At 49.0% G+C, this 17,143-nt stretch carries 17 protein-coding genes; 10 read left to right on the top strand and 7 right to left on the bottom strand.

What is annotated here, in order from left to right; translation table 11 throughout:
* Window positions 1–103: 103 nt before the first annotated feature.
* The 4 genes from NOC_RS08740 to NOC_RS08725 form a co-directional block, all read right to left on the bottom strand.
* The gene (locus NOC_RS08740) at window positions 104–376 is read right to left on the bottom strand and encodes a hypothetical protein (RefSeq protein WP_036497352.1); all 273 of its coding nucleotides are present in this window, start codon (window positions 374–376) and stop codon (window positions 104–106) included.
* A gap of 25 nt (window positions 377–401) precedes the next feature.
* The gene (locus NOC_RS08735; RefSeq protein WP_002808588.1) at window positions 402–905 is read right to left on the bottom strand and encodes a Slp family lipoprotein; all 504 of its coding nucleotides are present in this window, start codon (window positions 903–905) and stop codon (window positions 402–404) included.
* Between the two features lie 82 nt (window positions 906–987).
* A complete protein-coding gene (gene lysS, locus NOC_RS08730; RefSeq protein ID WP_002810103.1) occupies window positions 988–2,913 on the bottom strand; it encodes a lysine--tRNA ligase in 1,926 nt (641 codons plus the stop codon).
* Window positions 2,914–3,040: 127 nt separating this feature from the next.
* Window positions 3,041–4,879, bottom strand: a complete 1,839-nt coding sequence (locus NOC_RS08725; protein WP_002811115.1) for a glycoside hydrolase family 15 protein — start codon at window positions 4,877–4,879, stop codon at window positions 3,041–3,043.
* 329 nt (window positions 4,880–5,208) lie between these two features.
* Here NOC_RS08725 and NOC_RS08720 point away from each other — a divergent pair, with 329 nt between their 5' ends.
* The 4 genes from NOC_RS08720 (at window position 5,209) to NOC_RS08705 (ending at window position 6,442) form a co-directional block, all read left to right on the top strand.
* A complete protein-coding gene (locus NOC_RS08720; RefSeq protein WP_244859939.1) occupies window positions 5,209–5,445 on the top strand; it encodes an MmgE/PrpD family protein in 237 nt (78 codons plus the stop codon).
* 24 nt (window positions 5,446–5,469) lie between these two features.
* A complete protein-coding gene (locus NOC_RS17440) occupies window positions 5,470–5,781 on the top strand; it encodes an IS630 transposase-related protein (protein WP_011330713.1) in 312 nt (103 codons plus the stop codon).
* 13 nt (window positions 5,782–5,794) lie between these two features.
* Window positions 5,795–6,151, top strand: coding sequence for a hypothetical protein (locus tag NOC_RS17435; protein WP_049750813.1), 357 nt, complete (start codon window positions 5,795–5,797; stop codon window positions 6,149–6,151).
* Between the two features lie 81 nt (window positions 6,152–6,232).
* The gene (locus tag NOC_RS08705) at window positions 6,233–6,442 is read left to right on the top strand and encodes a DUF3330 domain-containing protein (RefSeq protein WP_002810146.1); all 210 of its coding nucleotides are present in this window, start codon (window positions 6,233–6,235) and stop codon (window positions 6,440–6,442) included.
* A gap of 67 nt (window positions 6,443–6,509) precedes the next feature.
* Here NOC_RS08705 and NOC_RS08700 read toward each other — a convergent pair whose 3' ends face one another.
* Together NOC_RS08700 and NOC_RS08695 are read right to left on the bottom strand one after the other, a co-directional pair.
* Entirely contained in the window at window positions 6,510–6,812 is a 303-nt protein-coding gene (locus tag NOC_RS08700) for a hypothetical protein (RefSeq protein WP_244859938.1), read from the bottom strand.
* A complete protein-coding gene (locus NOC_RS08695) occupies window positions 6,766–7,410 on the bottom strand; it encodes a hypothetical protein (RefSeq protein ID WP_002811555.1) in 645 nt (214 codons plus the stop codon). Before NOC_RS08695 ends, NOC_RS08700 begins: the two co-directional genes overlap by 47 nt.
* Window positions 7,411–7,486: 76 nt before the next feature.
* Between NOC_RS08695 and NOC_RS08690 the strand changes: the two genes are divergently transcribed.
* From NOC_RS08690 to NOC_RS08670, 5 genes are all read left to right on the top strand, one after another.
* Entirely contained in the window at window positions 7,487–8,626 is a 1,140-nt protein-coding gene (locus NOC_RS08690) for a lipocalin-like domain-containing protein (RefSeq protein WP_011330712.1), read from the top strand.
* A gap of 18 nt (window positions 8,627–8,644) precedes the next feature.
* Complete coding sequence (locus tag NOC_RS08685; protein WP_002811327.1) at window positions 8,645–10,129, top strand: c-type cytochrome; 1,485 nt, start codon at window positions 8,645–8,647, stop codon at window positions 10,127–10,129.
* Between the two features lie 143 nt (window positions 10,130–10,272).
* Entirely contained in the window at window positions 10,273–13,107 is a 2,835-nt protein-coding gene (locus NOC_RS08680; RefSeq protein WP_002809846.1) for a sensor domain-containing phosphodiesterase, read from the top strand.
* Complete coding sequence (gene gorA, locus NOC_RS08675; protein ID WP_002809149.1) at window positions 13,104–14,462, top strand: glutathione-disulfide reductase; 1,359 nt, start codon at window positions 13,104–13,106, stop codon at window positions 14,460–14,462. Before NOC_RS08680 ends, gorA begins: the two co-directional genes overlap by 4 nt.
* Window positions 14,463–14,498: 36 nt before the next feature.
* Complete coding sequence (locus NOC_RS08670; RefSeq protein ID WP_036497348.1) at window positions 14,499–14,855, top strand: hypothetical protein; 357 nt, start codon at window positions 14,499–14,501, stop codon at window positions 14,853–14,855.
* 48 nt (window positions 14,856–14,903) lie between these two features.
* Here the strand turns inward: NOC_RS08670 and NOC_RS08665 are convergent, their stop codons facing one another.
* Window positions 14,904–15,416 (bottom strand): STAS domain-containing protein, encoded by a 513-nt coding sequence (locus NOC_RS08665; protein ID WP_002808718.1) that lies wholly within the window; start codon window positions 15,414–15,416, stop codon window positions 14,904–14,906.
* 161 nt (window positions 15,417–15,577) lie between these two features.
* Here NOC_RS08665 and gshA point away from each other — a divergent pair, with 161 nt between their 5' ends.
* A complete protein-coding gene (gene gshA / locus NOC_RS08660) occupies window positions 15,578–17,137 on the top strand; it encodes a glutamate--cysteine ligase (protein ID WP_011330710.1) in 1,560 nt (519 codons plus the stop codon).
* The last annotated feature ends 6 nt before the right edge of the window (window positions 17,138–17,143 follow it).

Below are 17,143 nucleotides of genomic sequence, written 5' to 3'. Positions count from 1 at the left end.
ATACTTAAACACGGCGACGGTGGACCTTCCCAATCCAACTTCAGGGCCCGAACGCCACCGAGGTTGATTAACCGTACCAATGCGCCTCGCAGGAGATGAGTGTTCAACATAGCCTGGATGAACTACGCTCTTTGCGGGAGCATTTCATTTTTTTAATCGGCTTCTCGTACATGGAGCCGACGGCTCCATTAAAGACCACGTACTTGGCTTCCTCGCGGATCGCCTTCTCCATGTCAAAGGGCTGAAGACCCACTTCACCATAACACCCCAGGGTATAGAACTCGCCCTGCATCACGTAATATTCCCGGTCCACCTCAGCTATACCTTGGACCGGTTCCACAAAGATAAGACCGTACATCCCGTTAGCGACATGCATGCCAACGGGTACCGTTTCGAGCTAACTAATAGTAGCCTCTGGGTTTCCAATACGGATAAGGATAATAGGCAGGAGGATAGTTTCTAGGCTTCCAAAGATGATATCTTTTTACCTGTATCAGAGGAAGTAAAGGCTTATCTTCTCCTCTTTTCAGTGGCTTCTCTATGGAACCATAGACTGTGATATCCCTCCCTGGCCGGTAAATCTCTGGGTCCAAGAAATTCTCCACCCGAGCCAGAAATCGCCCCAGATCAATATTTATTTCCCTCGGCCGGCCGTCACTTTCCAGTGGCCGGGCAATAATTTCTAGTATCGTATGCTCTTTTTTATTCTCAATACCTGCAATCGTGCCGCCCCACCGCACGTAGCTGCCTTGATAGTAAGAAATATCTTCTTGCACCGCGCTTAGACTAGGATTTCCCGATGATGGCTGTTGGATCAGGGGGGGGAATTGGCTCGCGCATCCGCCAAGAACAAGAAAAATAACAGTAAGAGCTATTCTATAAATAGGACAGCAACTTTCCTGCATTCAAATGCTCACTAACAAAGAAATCACCCGTAAGCGAATAATCTTTACGTTTCCTCTTAGTAAAGAGGAATCGAGAAAACCGTCATGCTCTATCCGCATATTCTCTATATACTATGGGCTTTACGGCGGTTTCTATGCTAATCCCGAAAAGCCGGGTCATTTCATCAAGAAAACCTTCTCCTTGGGCTTCAAGGGAGGCGACTGCTGAGTCTAACGTGCTCTCCTCGCCCTTAAAATTCCTAAGCAACACACGCAGCCTATACGTTTTTTTATCCGTTAGCATCACCTGGAGTTCAATGACGCCCTTTCCCCTTATCTCTCCCGAAATATCTGGCGCATCCATCGCGGAGATTAAGGCATTTACCCTATATTCGGCTTTCGTACTCAAAATTTGCCCCCTATGTTTGCTCAACCAATCCTCGCATTCTTTTGCCGATATCCCGCTTTCATGCCAAAAGGCATCTCGGGAAAAATTGACTTCCAAAAATCGCTGAACTAAGAATTCCCTGTCAAGATACACAAATAACGCGCCGCCTTTCGGTCCTTGCAGCTGATCAAGTAAGACTCGGTAAATAGCCGCGAAAGCGCTTTTCTGGTCAATAGGCGTTAGCCGGGCAATATCAAAAATAAGCTTTTGATAGGCTTCTTCTTCTTGTGATTCCTTGGGAAATTTCTCCCCCAAAAGATGCAAGAAAGCCCGCTGGGAATGACTTAATTCGGCTGCTGCAGCAGGCAGATTCGCCTGAAGTTCTATCCGATCTTCCTCCGAGGCATAGTTATCGAGCCAATAAGTCGCCGCCGATAATCGTTTTTTTAGATTTTCTTTATCTTGCTCAGTCAATCCCCCCTCGGTCCTTTTTTGAATTTCATGTTCCACATCAATATGGGGTAATTGCAGCAAAGCGATCAATAATTGAAATCCGACGGGATGATAGGCAGTGGAAACCGGATCGACTTCGATCATCCGCAGCATTTTTTTCTCAGAATGGGCCTGTTCCAGTTGCGCTTTCTGGACCAGCCGATCATGTTCATTGAACAACCTGACGATATACTCAAAATCCGTGGAAAAATTGACCGTTCTTTTGGGTGGAGTCCGCACTATTAGAAATCTAAGTATCTCGGGCGGAAGAAAATGGGCTATCTCCTTGGCTGCCATACCCACCCCCTTGGAAGAACTCATTTTAGCCCCGCTGACCAGAAAGAACTCATAAGGCACATTCAGCGGCGGCGAATCACCAAAAATTTCCTTCAGGCAACGGGCAGCCACATCACGGGAACCGCCTTTAGTACAATGATCCTTGCCAGCGCCTTCTATAGTAATCCCAAAGGTATGCCATTTTGCCGTCCATTCCAGCTTCCACGGCAACTTGCCACGACCATCAAAGGGAGAGACTTTTCCCTGGTACCCGCACCCCTGAGCCCAGCTCACTAAATCTGCTTTACAATGGTAAGTCACTTCCTTGCCATCGTAAGCCGTTACTATCGTAGTACCGATCTTGCCGCAGTTCTCACAAATCACTTGGAACGGATACCAATCCTCAGGCCGGGCCGCATGGCTGACTTCCGCATAAATCTTGCGGACCACATCGGATTTTTCCAAAATGGCGTCAACAGCTTGATTAAACCGTCCCGAGCGATAGATATCCCGCATCCTATACACTTGAGCATCAACCCCAAGTTCTGGAAAAATAGCTAAGAATTCGGAGATGTAATGATCCGCTAAATCCGTGGCATTGGAACCAGCAGGAGCCGGTATGTTACAAAGGGGGTGGCCCATGTATTCCTGCAAGGAAGGGGCGGCGTCGGCAGGAAGACCGTCTAGGGGATCGTAATCATCAATACCATACTGATACGTTGCTTCTGTACCCTTATCCCGCAATGCGCGATAGAGAGCATCGTGAATCAAAACGCCCCGCAAGGAGCCCACATGCACCCTGCCGGAAGGGGTTTTAGAGTCATTGATAAGCTGGGGACCCACCAGTCCCTCAATGATTTTTTCGGACCACATAAAATTGCCTGATTTTCCTTTCTAAAATCGCTCTCATGCTCAAGAGCATTTAAATAATATCATTTCTCTGGCGAGCCTGAACCAAGCAGGGAATCTCATTCAAACTCTGCAAATCGGAGCATCCTGCCTAATGCCGGGAATCTAACGTCTGATCCAAATTAAATGCCGCGGTGATCAACGCTAAATGGGTAAACGCCTGGGGAAAATTGCCAAGGGCTTCACCACTATAACCCGTTTCTTCAGCATATAGGCCAAGGTGATTGGCATAGCCCAGCATGCGCTCGAATATCAAGCGGGCTTCCTCAAGCCGGGGTGGATGATGACGCCCGGCGCGGGTGAGGGCTTCCACTAGCCAGAAAGTGCAAATATTGAAAGTCCCTTCATCTCCTTCCAGCCCATCTTCGGTTTCGCCCAGGTTATAACGGAACACCAAGCTGTTGGATACTAGACCGCCTAACTCGGGGGGCTTAAGGATAGCATCCAGGGTTTTTAGCATCCGGGGGTCAGTGGGAGAGAGAAACTGCATTAAAGGCAGGGTCAGATTAGCCGCATCCAACGCTCCGCTCTCGTAATGCTGGACAAAGGCTTGACGTTCAGGGTGCCAGCCCTTTTCCATAATATCCAGATAAATCTGGTCACGCACCTTAAGCCAATGACCCCGATCGGCTGGAAAGGATCGTTGATGGGCTAGGCGTAGCGCCCGATCTATGGCAACCCAGCACATGAGCTTGGAGTACACGAAATGCTTATGTCCCCCACGAACTTCCCAGATCCCGGCATCCGGCTGTTGCCAATTCTCACAAACCCAATCAACCAACCGCCGTAAACGGACCCACAAATCATGGGAAATTGGCGCGCCATATTTATTATGAAGGTAGACTGCATCCATCAACTCCCCATAGATATCCAACTGAAGTTGACGATAGGCGGCATTACCGACCCGAACCGGCCGGGAACCACGATAGCCTTCCATATGATCGAGAATTTCCTCGGGAATATCGCGACCCCCATCTATCCGATACATGATCTGCAAGGGGCGCTCCGTGGCCACTGCGGGGCAGAGGCTCTCGATAAATTGCATGAAACGCTCCGCTTCCTCGGTAAACCCGATTCTCAGCAGAGCATAGACAGTAAAAGCAGAGTCTCGAATCCAAGTATAGCGATAATCCCAGTTGCGCACTCCTCCCAAATCCTCGGGCAGGCTACAAGTCGGGGCTGCGATAATAGCCCCGCTAGGTTCAAAGGTTAAAAGCTTAAGCGCCAAGGCAGAACGGTACACCATTTCACGCCAGCGCCCTTGATAAGTGCATTTACCCAGCCACTGTCTCCAATAGAGCACTGTCTGCCGAAAGCTTGCTTCCGCTTCAGCGACGGAAAGACAAGGGGCGCAGCGGGATTCAGCAGTGATTTGATGCAAAATAAAAACAGCTGTTTCACCCTGGTTTAAGGTAAACTCCGCCTCGACCCCCTCCCCCTTTCGTTGCAGGGGAATTCTCGCCGATAAGGCCAAATTTAAGTCTTTCGAATAAAACTCAGCGCCATTGTCCACCAATGCCGTGGTATGTTCATCACGGGCAAAATTAAAGGCGGGATGGCAGGTTAATCGTAATCGGCTGCGGCCCCGAACCGCAGTAACGCGGCGAACTAACTGATGGAAATGAGGTTCACCAGCGACGGCCTTGCTCACTGGCATAAAATCAGTCACTTCAATGGCCCCCTCCGGGGCCAGGAAACGGGTCACCAGCACATTGGTTTCAGGCCAATAAAACTGTTTGCACTTGGCCCCATTATCTATCGGTGCAACTTGAAACCGACCGCCTTTCTTATCATCAAGCAGCGCCGCAAAAACGCTGGGAGAGTCAAAATGGGGGATACAGAGCCAATCAATGGAGCCATTAATCCCCACTAACGCGGCTGTCCGCAGGTCGCCAATCATTCCATAATTTTCAATAGGTTGGTAAGCCATAGGGTAATATATCCCGCTTAAATTCTAATTATCAAAAGGCCGCCAAAGCGGCCGCTAGAAGATGCTAATCGCCCCCATGGGCATCTTTATTTTCTTTATTTAATGTGCGCTCCCGGCAGCACCCCCTGCCATACTCCAGTTCTATTCCCTGCTAACAGATTAAATTCTGATTTTCACGTTACCACTGCTGGCAATCTAGTGCAGTATTTTCTATGCTTTTTATGAGTAAAGTTAAAATAATGCTACCTTATAACAACTATGCCATACTGCATCAAGTTATCAAACATAACCCTAAACCAGGATTTATATTGACGACACAGGTTGAACAAATGGCTGAGTTTATTAGCCGGTCCTCTTACCAAGACCTCTCGGAAGCAGCCCGCCAACAGCTTAAGATTCGCGTATCGGATTCCCTGGCCTGCGGGATTGGCGCTTTGGAAGGCGAGCCCATACAGATGCTTCGCTTTTATCTATATGAAGTCGGAGGCTCGGGATTGTGTACTTTAATAGCCACCAAGGAATGGGCGGCTCCCGCTCGGGCCGCTTTTTATAGTAATTTGCGTTAATAAGGTTACATACTATAATTTTTCATGACTTATTCGCTTGATCTGAGAGAAGCCGCAATCTCGTACATAAATAGTGGTGGCAGCAAGGTTGAGGCATCCCGCCTTTTTGGTTTTTCCCGCAATACCCTTTATCGTTGGCTGAATACTGATGATTTGCAGCCTAAGAAACATGGTTTTCGCAATCGTAAACTTGATAAGGCTGCGCTTAAGAAACATGTCGAGGATCACCCTGATATGTTTCTTCATGAACGTGCAGAAGTGTTTGGTGTACATACGAGTTCCATTAGCCGCGCTTTAAAGGCGATGCGCATCGTAAAAAAAAGAGCGCGGGTATAGCGAGCGCTGTACTATGAAAAGGCAGGCGTTCTGCGAAAAGCTCAGCGCCGAATATCGCATGATGGGCTTTAAAAACCTGATTGACATGGATGAGACAGGCTTTGATGCCCATTGCAACTGTAATGCCGGAGGGGTTGCCAAAGGTCAAAAGATACTCGGCCTTGTTTCCGGCAAGAGACGGAGAAGAACCCATTTAATGATGGCGCAGCGTCACCATGCATCAGGGCGCAAGAAAGATGTGATCCCCTTGCCGCCATACTCACCTGACTTCAATCCTATTGAGCAAACATTCGAACGCAAATTCCTATACTACACGGGCCAGAATTTGGGGAACCCAGGAACTTTGAAGGCAAGTACTGACCTATACTAGAGAAGTAATTTTGGAAAAAAACTTAAGATAGGCTATTTTTATTCATACTTTAAATATGCGCTTAATTGAGGAATCAACGCCATGACTGACTCCCATGAACGCGATCCACGGATATTTTCTAGCGAACCCAAACTCAACTGCGATGTTTGCCTGAAAGAAATTCCACAATCAGAAGCCCAAAGCGCTGAAGCGGAGGAATATGTGCGCTGGTTTTGCGGCCTGGAATGCTATGAACAATGGAGAAACGACGAAAAAAATAAAGAGAACCCAGAAGAGAAGAAGGAAGCCTGAATCCGCCTTCCCGCCACAAGCGGACTCAGGGTGGGGTGGAGAAATGAACGGGACGCAAAAAGTTCCGCTAATCTCCACCCCCAAAAGCCGCGCATAAGGCGACCCCTTCTCCTACCCAGCCTTTTGCCGTCATGGCCTGATACTCCCTGACTGAGGTGACAAAGCGATGGTTGGAATCGTTTTCCCGCCAGCGATTATTATAAACCCGGTAAACGGGAACGGAAGCGTCAGGACAAACGCCATTAATGGGGAGTTTGGCATAGAAGGCAATTCCCTCGTAGGTCCACTTATCCGGGGCATACACATTGGCCGGGTTGAGCGATTTAAGATAAGCGCAATCTTCCGGGCTTGCCGTATAAAGCAGCCTCAATGCCTCCGGCAAAACCTTCCTTCTCACCCATTAGATTCCATTGGGAACTGAAGAAGGGATCATTCGATGAAGACTGAGGTTCCACCCGAGTATCCGCCTCAATCCACTCAATGCTGGGAAGATTCTCGGCGCGCTGGAGCAGGGGAGTAACCGCCCTGCTCTCCTTGGGAGTCAGAAAGCGGAACACATGGGCCTCATTGACCATGGCCCCATGGAATACCAGTTCTTCTCCCAGGGCGGCCTCCAGTTCAGCAATCACCGCTTCAGGGGGCGGCAAGTTGGCCTGGGCCAGGGCTTGAATGTCAGGAGACTGGAAACGGACGATAATCCCTTCCACGATCACTTCTGGCGGAGGAGCAGGTTCCAGGCGGGACGCGACCGACTCCGATTTAAGCATCGCTTCTTTTGCGGGAGAGGAATGTTGTTTGCTATTCAAAGGAAGTCCCGATTTCTCCCGCAAAAGCCCTTCCAGAAGGGGGAATAACGCCGAATTTTCCAGCGCTGGGGAGCGCTGTTTTTCAAAATTCTCTCCGGCAGCAGCGCTTAAAGCAAAGCCAAAAAAAATCAAAACCAGTAAATAAACCCTAACTCTAGACATTGAATACCTCGCTTTCATAAAAACCTTGTAGTTATGGTTTAATCGGCTAGTATTTAAAATGCTTAGGGAAAACCTTATGTTTCCAAGGAAAACTCACCTCTTTTGGCTACTGGCGCTCATCGCGATAGGAATCGGTAGCCTTCAGTGGTTGCAAAGCAACGAACCGGCATTGGAGCCCCAGGGAGGGATTCCCTTAGCGGAGCTGCTAGGCGAGCAGGAAGGATTTGCCCGAGTAGAGGCCCCCTGGTCATTTTCCTTCCCCCAGGATCACGGTGCCCACTCCCGCTACCGGACGGAGTCCTGGCATTTCACGGGTCATCTGGCCTCGGAACAGGAAGCGCATTTTGGCTTCCAGCTCAGTTTTTTCCGGGTGGGCCTGAAGCCTCCGGAAGCGCCCCCTCGTCCTTCAGCTTGGGGGGCCAAGGAGATTTATCGTGGCCATTTTGCCCTGACCGACGTCAATCAAGGGCGTTTTCGCGCCTTTGAGCGTTTCAGCCGGGCTGCCCTAGGGCTGAGCGGAGCTGACTCCTCGCCTACCCAGGTATGGGTAGAAAATTGGCGCATCCAGGCTCTGGGAGAAGAAAACGCCAATTTCCGCCTGCGGGCGACCGCCGATGGCGCGAGTATCGACTTGACTTTACGCAACCTTAAACCGCCTCTCCTTCCTAACAACGATTCCTCCGGACAGGCCGGTGTCTTTTACAGCTATCAATTCACGCGTCTAGGGGCCCAGGGCACAATCCAGCGAGGTAATCAGATCTACCCCGTAAAAGGTTTAGCCTGGCTAGATCGGGCTTGGGGAGCGGTACCCGTACCTGCCGGGCCGGTAGTTTGGGATCGTTTTCTGCTACAGCTAGATGATGGCCGGGAACTGCTGATTTTTCGACTCCGTCGGCGGGATGGCAGTGGTACACCTATTAATAGCGGATTTTTGGTGGATCGAGCAGGTAAAATCCAATCCTTCGACTCCGAAGCGCTCACCATTGAAATATTAGACTACTGGGAAAGTCCCAAGGATGGGACCCCATACCCCGCCCGCTGGCGGTTTCACCTCCCTGCCCAAGGTATTGACCTTCGCCTGACCCCTGCTGTGGCGAATCAGGAACTCAATCTTTTACTCCGCTACTGGGGCGGGTTAGTGCAGGTCAGAGGTCAAGAGAAAGGGAAAAAGATAAAAGGGCAAGGTTATGTGGAATTGATCGGCTACGGAGCATAAAAACGCCAAATTTTTGCTATGATTAAATCTCATGTATTTCCATACAGCATCGGGGGAAAGCAAGTGCAGCTTAAAAATCGTATTTACCGGCCATGGGCCACAGTCGGTTTGGTTTTTTTATTGACTGCCTGCGGATCAGGTGAGGAATCTAAACCCGAGTCATCCTCGACCATTAAAACGGCTTCTACCGGCTTTGTTCCGCCTGAACCCCAACGGCAGGGCGATCCGGAAGCGGGCTACGATGCCATCATCAATAAGGCTTATGTGACCTGTGGCATTCCCTATGATGCTTATAAGAAAAGCGATCTGGACCGCCCTCCCGAATACGCACTCCCTGGACGAGAGGAGCCTAATGCCAAACTGCCCTACAACCAAACCTACTACCAAAAAGAGGACGGGACTGAACTGGTGGTTGGCAATTGCCTCACCTGTCATGGCGGAGTCTTCAATGGTGAGCTTATTGTGGGTCTAGGCAACGAAGCGGCGGACTTTACCGGCGATCCTGCGGCTTCCGCCGAGCGCATGGGCGTTTATGTCCAGGGAGAAAAAGAAACGGCCGCATGGCGTAAATGGGCCGATCGAATCGCAGCCATTGCCCCCTATATGAAAACCGAGGTCATCGGCGCTAATCCAGCGGTTAACCTGACCTGGGCCCTTTTTGCCCACCGGGATCCGGAAACCCTCGCCTGGTCCCAAGAACCCCTGATAGAACCCCCACCCAAAGAGCCCGTCCCCTTAAGTGTCCCCCCCTGGTGGCGGATGGAGAAAAAACATGCCATGTTTTACTCGGCCGAGGGTCGGGGCGATCATGCCCGGATGATGATTCTGGCCTCTACCTTCTGCACGGACTCAGTGGAAGAAGCGAAAGTAATTGACTCCTATGCTCCCGATATTCGCGCCTATATTGCTTCTCTTGAACCCCCTGTCTATCCTTTCCCCATTGACCAGGCACGGGCTAAACAGGGCCAAACCGTGTTCGAAACCCACTGTGCTCGCTGCCATGGCACCTATGGTGAAAACGAAAGTTACCCTAACCTGGTCATTCCCCTAGAGGAAATTGGCACGGACCCAGAATATATCCAATCCACCATGGGGAAACAACTGGATCGTTTCGGTCATTGGCTGGCGCAATCTTTTTATGGTGAAAATTCCCATTTTAATCTACCTGCGGGGGGCTATCTTGCCCCGCCCCTGGATGGAGTTTGGGCCACCGCTCCTTACCTGCACAATGGTTCCGTTCCCACCATTGAAGCCTTGCTGAAAAGCGACCTGCGGCCTACCTATTGGACCCGCTCTTTTGATTCCAAGGATTACAATGATAAAGCCCTGGGCTGGCATTACACAGAGCTCACCTACGGCAAAGAAGGCGCAAAAGACGCTGAGCAACGCAAGCGCCTCTATGATACGACGCTGCGAGGATATGCCAATGGAGGCCATACGTTTGGAGATCAGTTAGCAGAAGAAGAGCGGCGCCAGGTTTTAGAATATCTAAAAACTTTGTAGTTCTGTTAATTCCCCCATATAAAATTTCACGCGGCTTGACTCTGCGGTGGACAAACATTTTAAAAAATATTGGAAAAATCTTCTTACCCTCTATCCTCGCTATTGAGGCATGAGGGAACAGTCTATAATAATCGCAAATCCTGATGGCAAGTAAAAAACAGGAGCAAGAGATCGCGCACCGTTATGATACCTTCCTAGAGGTAATGGCCTATGCCGCCGAGCAGCTTTTATATTCTTCCCCTTGGGAAAAAAACATCAATAATGTTTTAGAACGGTTAGGCCAAACCGTAGGCGCCTGCCGAACCTACATTTTTGAAAACCGTTCTCACAAAGACCAACTTCTAACCAGCCAACGTTATGAATGGACAGCGCCAGGCGTCAAACCTCAAATCAATAATCCTGAACTGCAGAATTTTTCCTATAAGGCAGGTGGATTCCAGCGTTGGATCAACTTACTGAGTACAGATCAACTTATCTGCGGACGAATCCATGATTTTCCTTTCTCGGAACGAGCACTTCTATCATGCCAGTCTGTCCAATCCATCGCTGTGGCACCTATTTTTGTCCGGGATGGCTGGTGGGGGTTTATCGGCTTTGATCATACTCGTTATGAACGCCCTCTTCTCCCCCCAGAAGAAAATGCGCTTAGAACATTAGCCAGCATTTTTGGCGCTGCAATAAGCTGGAAAAACATCGCCGAAAGCCAGGAAAAAAACCGGCATCAACTAAAACAGCTCCTTGCTAGAGAACGGTCCTACCTCCAGCTTTTTGACGCGATTGGGCGAATTCAGTCACTTTTCATTCAGGATGCCAACCCTTCGGTACTGTTTGGCAAAGTCCTGCAAGAGGCGCTCACGCTTTCAAAAAGCGAATTTGGCTTGCTCGGTGAAATTCGCTACTCAAAGACTGGCAACTCCTATCTTAGGACACTTGCCGCCGGCCATGTTGCCTGCAGCGAGCACGGCTGTTATCTGCGGGCCACATGCCCCACAAGCGGCGCGGAAATTCTCCAACTAAAAACGCTTTTTAACAGGGCTATGAGCCAGGGCAAGGTTATTATTGCCAACGATATTCGTCATGATTCCTGGGCAGCAGGAATGTTAAGCCATGATTCTCAAATAAAGCGTTTTCTTGCACTTCCTTTTTACCACCATAATTCCCTGTTGGGAATCATTGGCATCGCCAATCGCGATAAACCCTATGATAAAAGCTTGATTAATTATCTGAATCCCTTACTTTCCACTTGTGGAAGCATTCTTGATGCCTACCATAACGATCAGCGCCGAAAAAATGCGGAAAGCCGTCTTCGCCTCACGGCTAAAGTCTTTGAAAGCACCGTTGAGGGAGTCATTATTACTGACACTAAGGCATACGTCGTCGATGTGAATGAAGCTTTTACTCACATTACCGGCATTGCAAGATCGGAAATCATGGGCCGACATCTTAGTACACTCCAGACTAAACAGGAGAAGCCGATCTCTTTTCAGCGAGTACGGCACGCCATTAAAAGCACTGGCCAATGGCAAGGAGAGCTATGGAGTCAGAGAAAAAATGGAGAGATTTACCCACTTTGGGTGACGGCCAATGCTGTTAGAAATTCAAAGGAAGAAATTACCCATTTTGTGGCCATCTTTTCCGATATCACACTGCGCAAACAAACTGAACAACGACTCTACTATCTCGCTCACCATGATGCTTTAACGGGATTACCAAATCGCTCTCTTTTCCTTGATCGCCTCGAACATGCCATCCATCATGCCCAGCGCCATCATCATCGGATTGCCGTCCTGTTTATCGATCTTGATCGTTTTAAATTTATCAACGATACCCTCGGTCATCCCATCGGGGATATCCTCTTAAAACAGGTCGCGGAACGCATGCGGCTCAATATTCGCGCCGAAGATACCATTGCCAGACTGGGAGGCGATGAGTTCACGGTCATTATCGAAAATTTTACTGATACCTCGGCTATTTCCCTTATTACCCAGAAAATTATTAGCGCTTGCGAGAAACCCTTCAACATTAAGGGTAATGAATTGTTTGTCTCTGCCAGTATTGGGGTTAGCCTTTATCCGGAAGATGGCCATGAGGCAAGTATGCTCCTGCAACGTGCCGATGCGGCCATGTATCAGGCCAAAAAAAGGGGTAAAAGTTGCTGCCAATTTTTCACCACTGAAATCAACACCGCCGCCACGGAACAGCTTGCGCTTAAAAATCTCCTCCGAAGAGCCCTTGCCCGCAAGGAATTTCAATTGTATTATCAACCAATTATAAATATGGAAAGTGGCGCCATTGTTTCAGTGGAAGCATTGATACGGTGGGTTGACCCAGAATTAGGCTTAATCAGTCCCAATACATTTATTCCTTTGGCGGAGGAAAACGGGCTCATTCTTCCCCTTGGAGAGTGGGTATTACAAACGGCTTGTACGCAAGCTAAAATCTGGAATCAATCCAATCCTTATCCTGTACGGATCGCCATTAATTTATCTGCCCGCCAGCTTGAGCAGACTGATTTTTCAGAACGAGTATCAGAAATCCTTAAGAAGACGCCTTTTCCCACTGATCACCTGGAATTAGAATTGACGGAAAGCATGCTCATAAATCGCATGGAGTCTAGTCTGAAGACTCTCAATACCTTAAAAAAAATGGGGTGTCGGTTATCCTTGGACGATTTTGGAACAGGGTATTCCCCCTTGGCTTATTTAAAGCGTTTCCCAATAGACACGGTCAAAATTGATCGTTCCTTTGTGCAAGGTATTAGTATTGATCCCGATGACGCCGCCATCACCACTGCTGTGACCACGATGGCCCACAGTTTAAAACGTGCAGTGATTGCAAAAGGGGTAGAAACGCGGGAGCAACTAAACTTTTTGAATGAAATCAAAGTTGATGAAGCACAAGGTTACTTCATCAGTTACCCGGTTCCTGCTGAGGAACTTACCCAGAAATTAAGGGAAAAATCTCACCTCTTATCATGACTTCCTACGATTTTGACCTTTTTGTCATTGGCGCCGGCTCTGGCGGGGTTCGATCCGCCCGCATGGCCGCGGGCTTTGGCGCCCGGGTAGCCATTGCCGAGGAACGATACCTAGGGGGTACCTGTGTCAATGTAGGCTGTATCCCTAAAAAGCTATTCCTGTATGCCGCCCATTTTTCTGAAGATTTCGAAGACGCCACGGGATTTGGCTGGACAGTGGGGCAGCGCCAATTCGATTGGTCCACTCTCATTCAGAACAAAAACACGGAAATTCAACGCCTTAACAAAATTTATGAAAATTTACTAGGCAAGGCGGGAGTCACGCTTGTCAGTGGCCGCGCCCGCTTGGAAACCCCCCATACCGTTTCGGTCAATAACCACTGTTACACTGCGGAACGTATTTTAGTGGCGACTGGGGGTTGGCCTGTCGTTCCTGAATTTCCCGGCCGTGAACACGTCATCACCTCAAATGAAGCCTTTTTTCTTGACAAACTTCCAGAGCGGGTGGCCATTGTCGGCGGGGGTTATATCGCTGTAGAATTTGCGAGTATCTTTAACGGACTGGGCAGCAACACTACCCTGCTCTATCGCGGTCCCCTCTTTCTTCGTGGTTTTGATGATGACCTCCGGCAAAATCTGGCTCAAGAAATGTCCAAGCGGGGGGTTAAACTTTGCTTCAATACCCAAGTAGCAGCTGTGGAAAAGGGAGGGCAGGGTTTTACCATCAAGTGCCATGATGGTAAAACCCTGGAGGTGGACGCCCTCATGTATGCTACTGGCCGGGCTCCTAATACTCTAGGACTGGGGTTGGAAGATCTGGGCGTGGAACTCAGTTGGAATGGCGCCGTGGTCGTTAACGACCATTACCAAAGTTCTATTCCTTCCATCTACGGGATCGGCGATGTTACTCACCGTCTCAACCTCACACCCGTTGCGCTCGCTGAAGCAATGGTTTTGACCCGCATCCTCTATGGCGGGGGATATTCCCGACTAGACTATAGCAATATTCCTGCCTGTATCTTTAGCCATCCGAATGTTGCAACAGTTGGGCTCACTGAAGAGCAAGCAGGGGAGCACTGCGGCGAAATTAACGTATACCGTTCTAGTTTCCGCCCCTTAAAACACACCTTGAGCGGCAGGGATGAGCGAACGATGGTTAAGCTTATCGTAGAAAAAACCACTGACCGGGTAGTGGGCGCGCATATGTTAGGACCCGATGCGGGTGAAATTATCCAAGGTATTGCCATCGCCATCAAGGCGGGGGCAACGAAATCTACCTTCGATAGCACGCTTGGCATTCACCCTACCGCTGCCGAAGAATTCGTTACCTTGCGGCAACCTGTTACCGGACTATAGAATAGTTAGCCAAAAGTCTAGGAAAAACAATCAGCAATGAAATTTATTAAATACATTGGACCTATGCGAATTGGACTGGCCCTATTTACGCTCGCTCTCATGGGAATGGCTCCCTTTGCAAGCGGGGAGAACTCTTCTGACTGGGGCGTGATCGCAAGCCAGGAGAACCTTTCTGGTTGGGACATGATAGTTAGTATGGTTGCCCCATCGCTGACGGTCATTATGTTCTTTGTTCTTTCTCTGGATATGATGATGAACCGTATATTTATGACCGACACTGAAGGCCCTCACCGCCTTCGTTATCGACGCGTCCTGTGGCTAGATTTTTCCATGATCTTCATTTTGCTATTAGCCTGGGGACCATTTTTTGCTGATCTGCTGAGACAATCTTAAGTAAACTCTCACCAGATATATTGATCGTGTCCTCCTTTCCCTCTATCCTCACGCGTTGGGAGCAGAAGATTTATCCGCCTGTTCTTTTTCTAACATCGCGACCACATCGCGGAACAAATCCTTGTTCTGCTCATTAAGATTCATTAGGGTTTGGTGAGCTTTCAAAAGTGTATCCAACATGGCAACGTCATTTGCTTCTTCCAAGGCCAGTGCTTTCCCGGCTAACGGTTCGCCACCGCCATGGGCGACAATATTAAATACTTTATCAAAGCCTAGACAAGTCAATACTTCGTTAATTTCCTCCCGATTGGAAATGATGGTAACCCTAGGCTGGCCACGGCGCTGCATAAGCTTGGCAATACGCACCAACAACCCCAAGTTAGTACTATCTATACTCCGGGTGTCCGTCAGATCGACCACAAAACCCTGGGGCGTTACCTCAGAAAATAAACGTTGCAAAAAATGATCTAATGAGGGGCTTAGAGGATAACGCATATCGCCTAAAAGGCGCAGCACATGGACCCCATCATGAACAGCATGCAAAATTTTATTTTCAGCCATGGCTATGTTGAAGCAATATCAATAAGCTGCTTTCACCAGAAAGTGAATAACATACATCCACCACATCTAGCTCCGTTATTAACTTGCTAATAAAACCCAGATTGTAGCCGCTGGCGGCTAGCCTTACTACCGCTACAACCATTTAGAAGGAAAATCAAATCTTGGACAAGCGCTTACAAGACCGCCTGCGACGACTCATGAACACCTCCCAGAAAGAAATACTGAAGGGAGGCAAAAAAGGCATAGAAAAAGAGAGTCTCCGGATTACGCTTGAAGGGAAATTGGCTCACACCCCCCATCCAAGATCCTTGGGATCAGCCCTTACCCATCCCTATCTGACTACTGATTATTCCGAATCCTTGCTGGAGTTTATCACGCCCCCCTATTCAGAGATACCGGAAACCTTAGCATTCTTGTCCCTTACCCACCAACTTGTTTATCACCACCTAGAACGGGAACTTCTCTGGGCAACCAGCATGCCCTGTGCCGTGAAAGATGACTCCAGTGTTCCCATTGCCTGCTACGGCCGCTCTAACGTTGGGAAAATGAAACACATTTACCGGCGAGGACTAGGCTACCGCTATGGGCGCATGATGCAAACTATCGCTGGCGTTCACTTCAACTATTCCTTACCCGAAGCCTTCTGGCCAATTTTCAAAGAGCAAGAAAACAACACTCAACCGTTACAGGAGTTTATTAATGAGCACTACTTTTGTCTGCTTCGCAATTTCCAACGTCTAGGCTGGCTGGTTTCCTACCTATTTGGTGCTTCCCCAGCCGTTTGTAAGTCCTTTTTAAAGGTAAGACCGGAGGGGTTGTCAGAGTTCGACCCAGGAACCTATTTTCTGCCCTATGCCACCTCCCTGCGCATGAGCGATATCGGCTACAAAAACAAACACCAGACTAACTTGGATATCTCTTACAATAGCCTCTCGGAATATGTGGCTGGCCTTACCCATGCTATTGAAACCCCTTACCCGCCCTATGAGAAAATCGGTATAGGGGGACACCATCAACTCAACACCAATAGGCTACAGATTGAAAACGAATATTATAGCTTCATACGCCCTAAGCAAGTGGCCCGATCCGGAGAAAAACCCACCCTTGCCCTCAAACGCCGGGGGGTGCAATACGTGGAGGTGAGAGCCCTGGATGTCAGCGCCCACGATCCCCTAGGAGTCAACGAATCCCAATTGCGTTTCCTCGAAGCTTTGCTTATTTTATGCCTCCTTAAAGAAAGCCTCCCCATGAATGCCGAGCAGCGGCGGACAGCGGACCATAATCAGCGGATAGCAGCCTGCTGCGGGCGAGACCCTCACCTTGAATTGCAAACCCATGGGCAAGCCCGATTTTTGCGAGATTGGGCCCAGGAAATTTGCGATGAAATGACAGGAGTGTGTGAACTATTGGATCAGGGAGACCCCCAGCGTCCCTATGCAAAGGCCCTTGCGATCCAGCAAGAAAAAGTTCTCCAGGAGGAAAAAACCCCCTCTGCCCAGATACTCGCCGAGATGAAGCAGAGGCAAGAATCCTTTAACGAGTTCGCCATGCGGCTGTCCAAAAACCATGCTGAATACTTCAAACAATTGCCCTTGAAAAAAGATCAATTGCAATATTTTGCTGGGTTAGCGCAGCAATCTTGGCAACAGCAGCGGGCGGTCGAGGCTGCTGATAATATTCCCTTTAAAGAATATCTGGCCCGCTATTTTGCGCAACGTTAAAAAAAT

It is taken from the genome of Nitrosococcus oceani ATCC 19707 (assembly GCF_000012805.1).
Taxonomy (GTDB): domain Bacteria; phylum Pseudomonadota; class Gammaproteobacteria; order Nitrosococcales; family Nitrosococcaceae; genus Nitrosococcus; species Nitrosococcus oceani.
The sequence above is the reverse complement of the archived record's forward strand: the minus strand, read 5'-3'. Positions and strand labels throughout refer to the sequence as shown.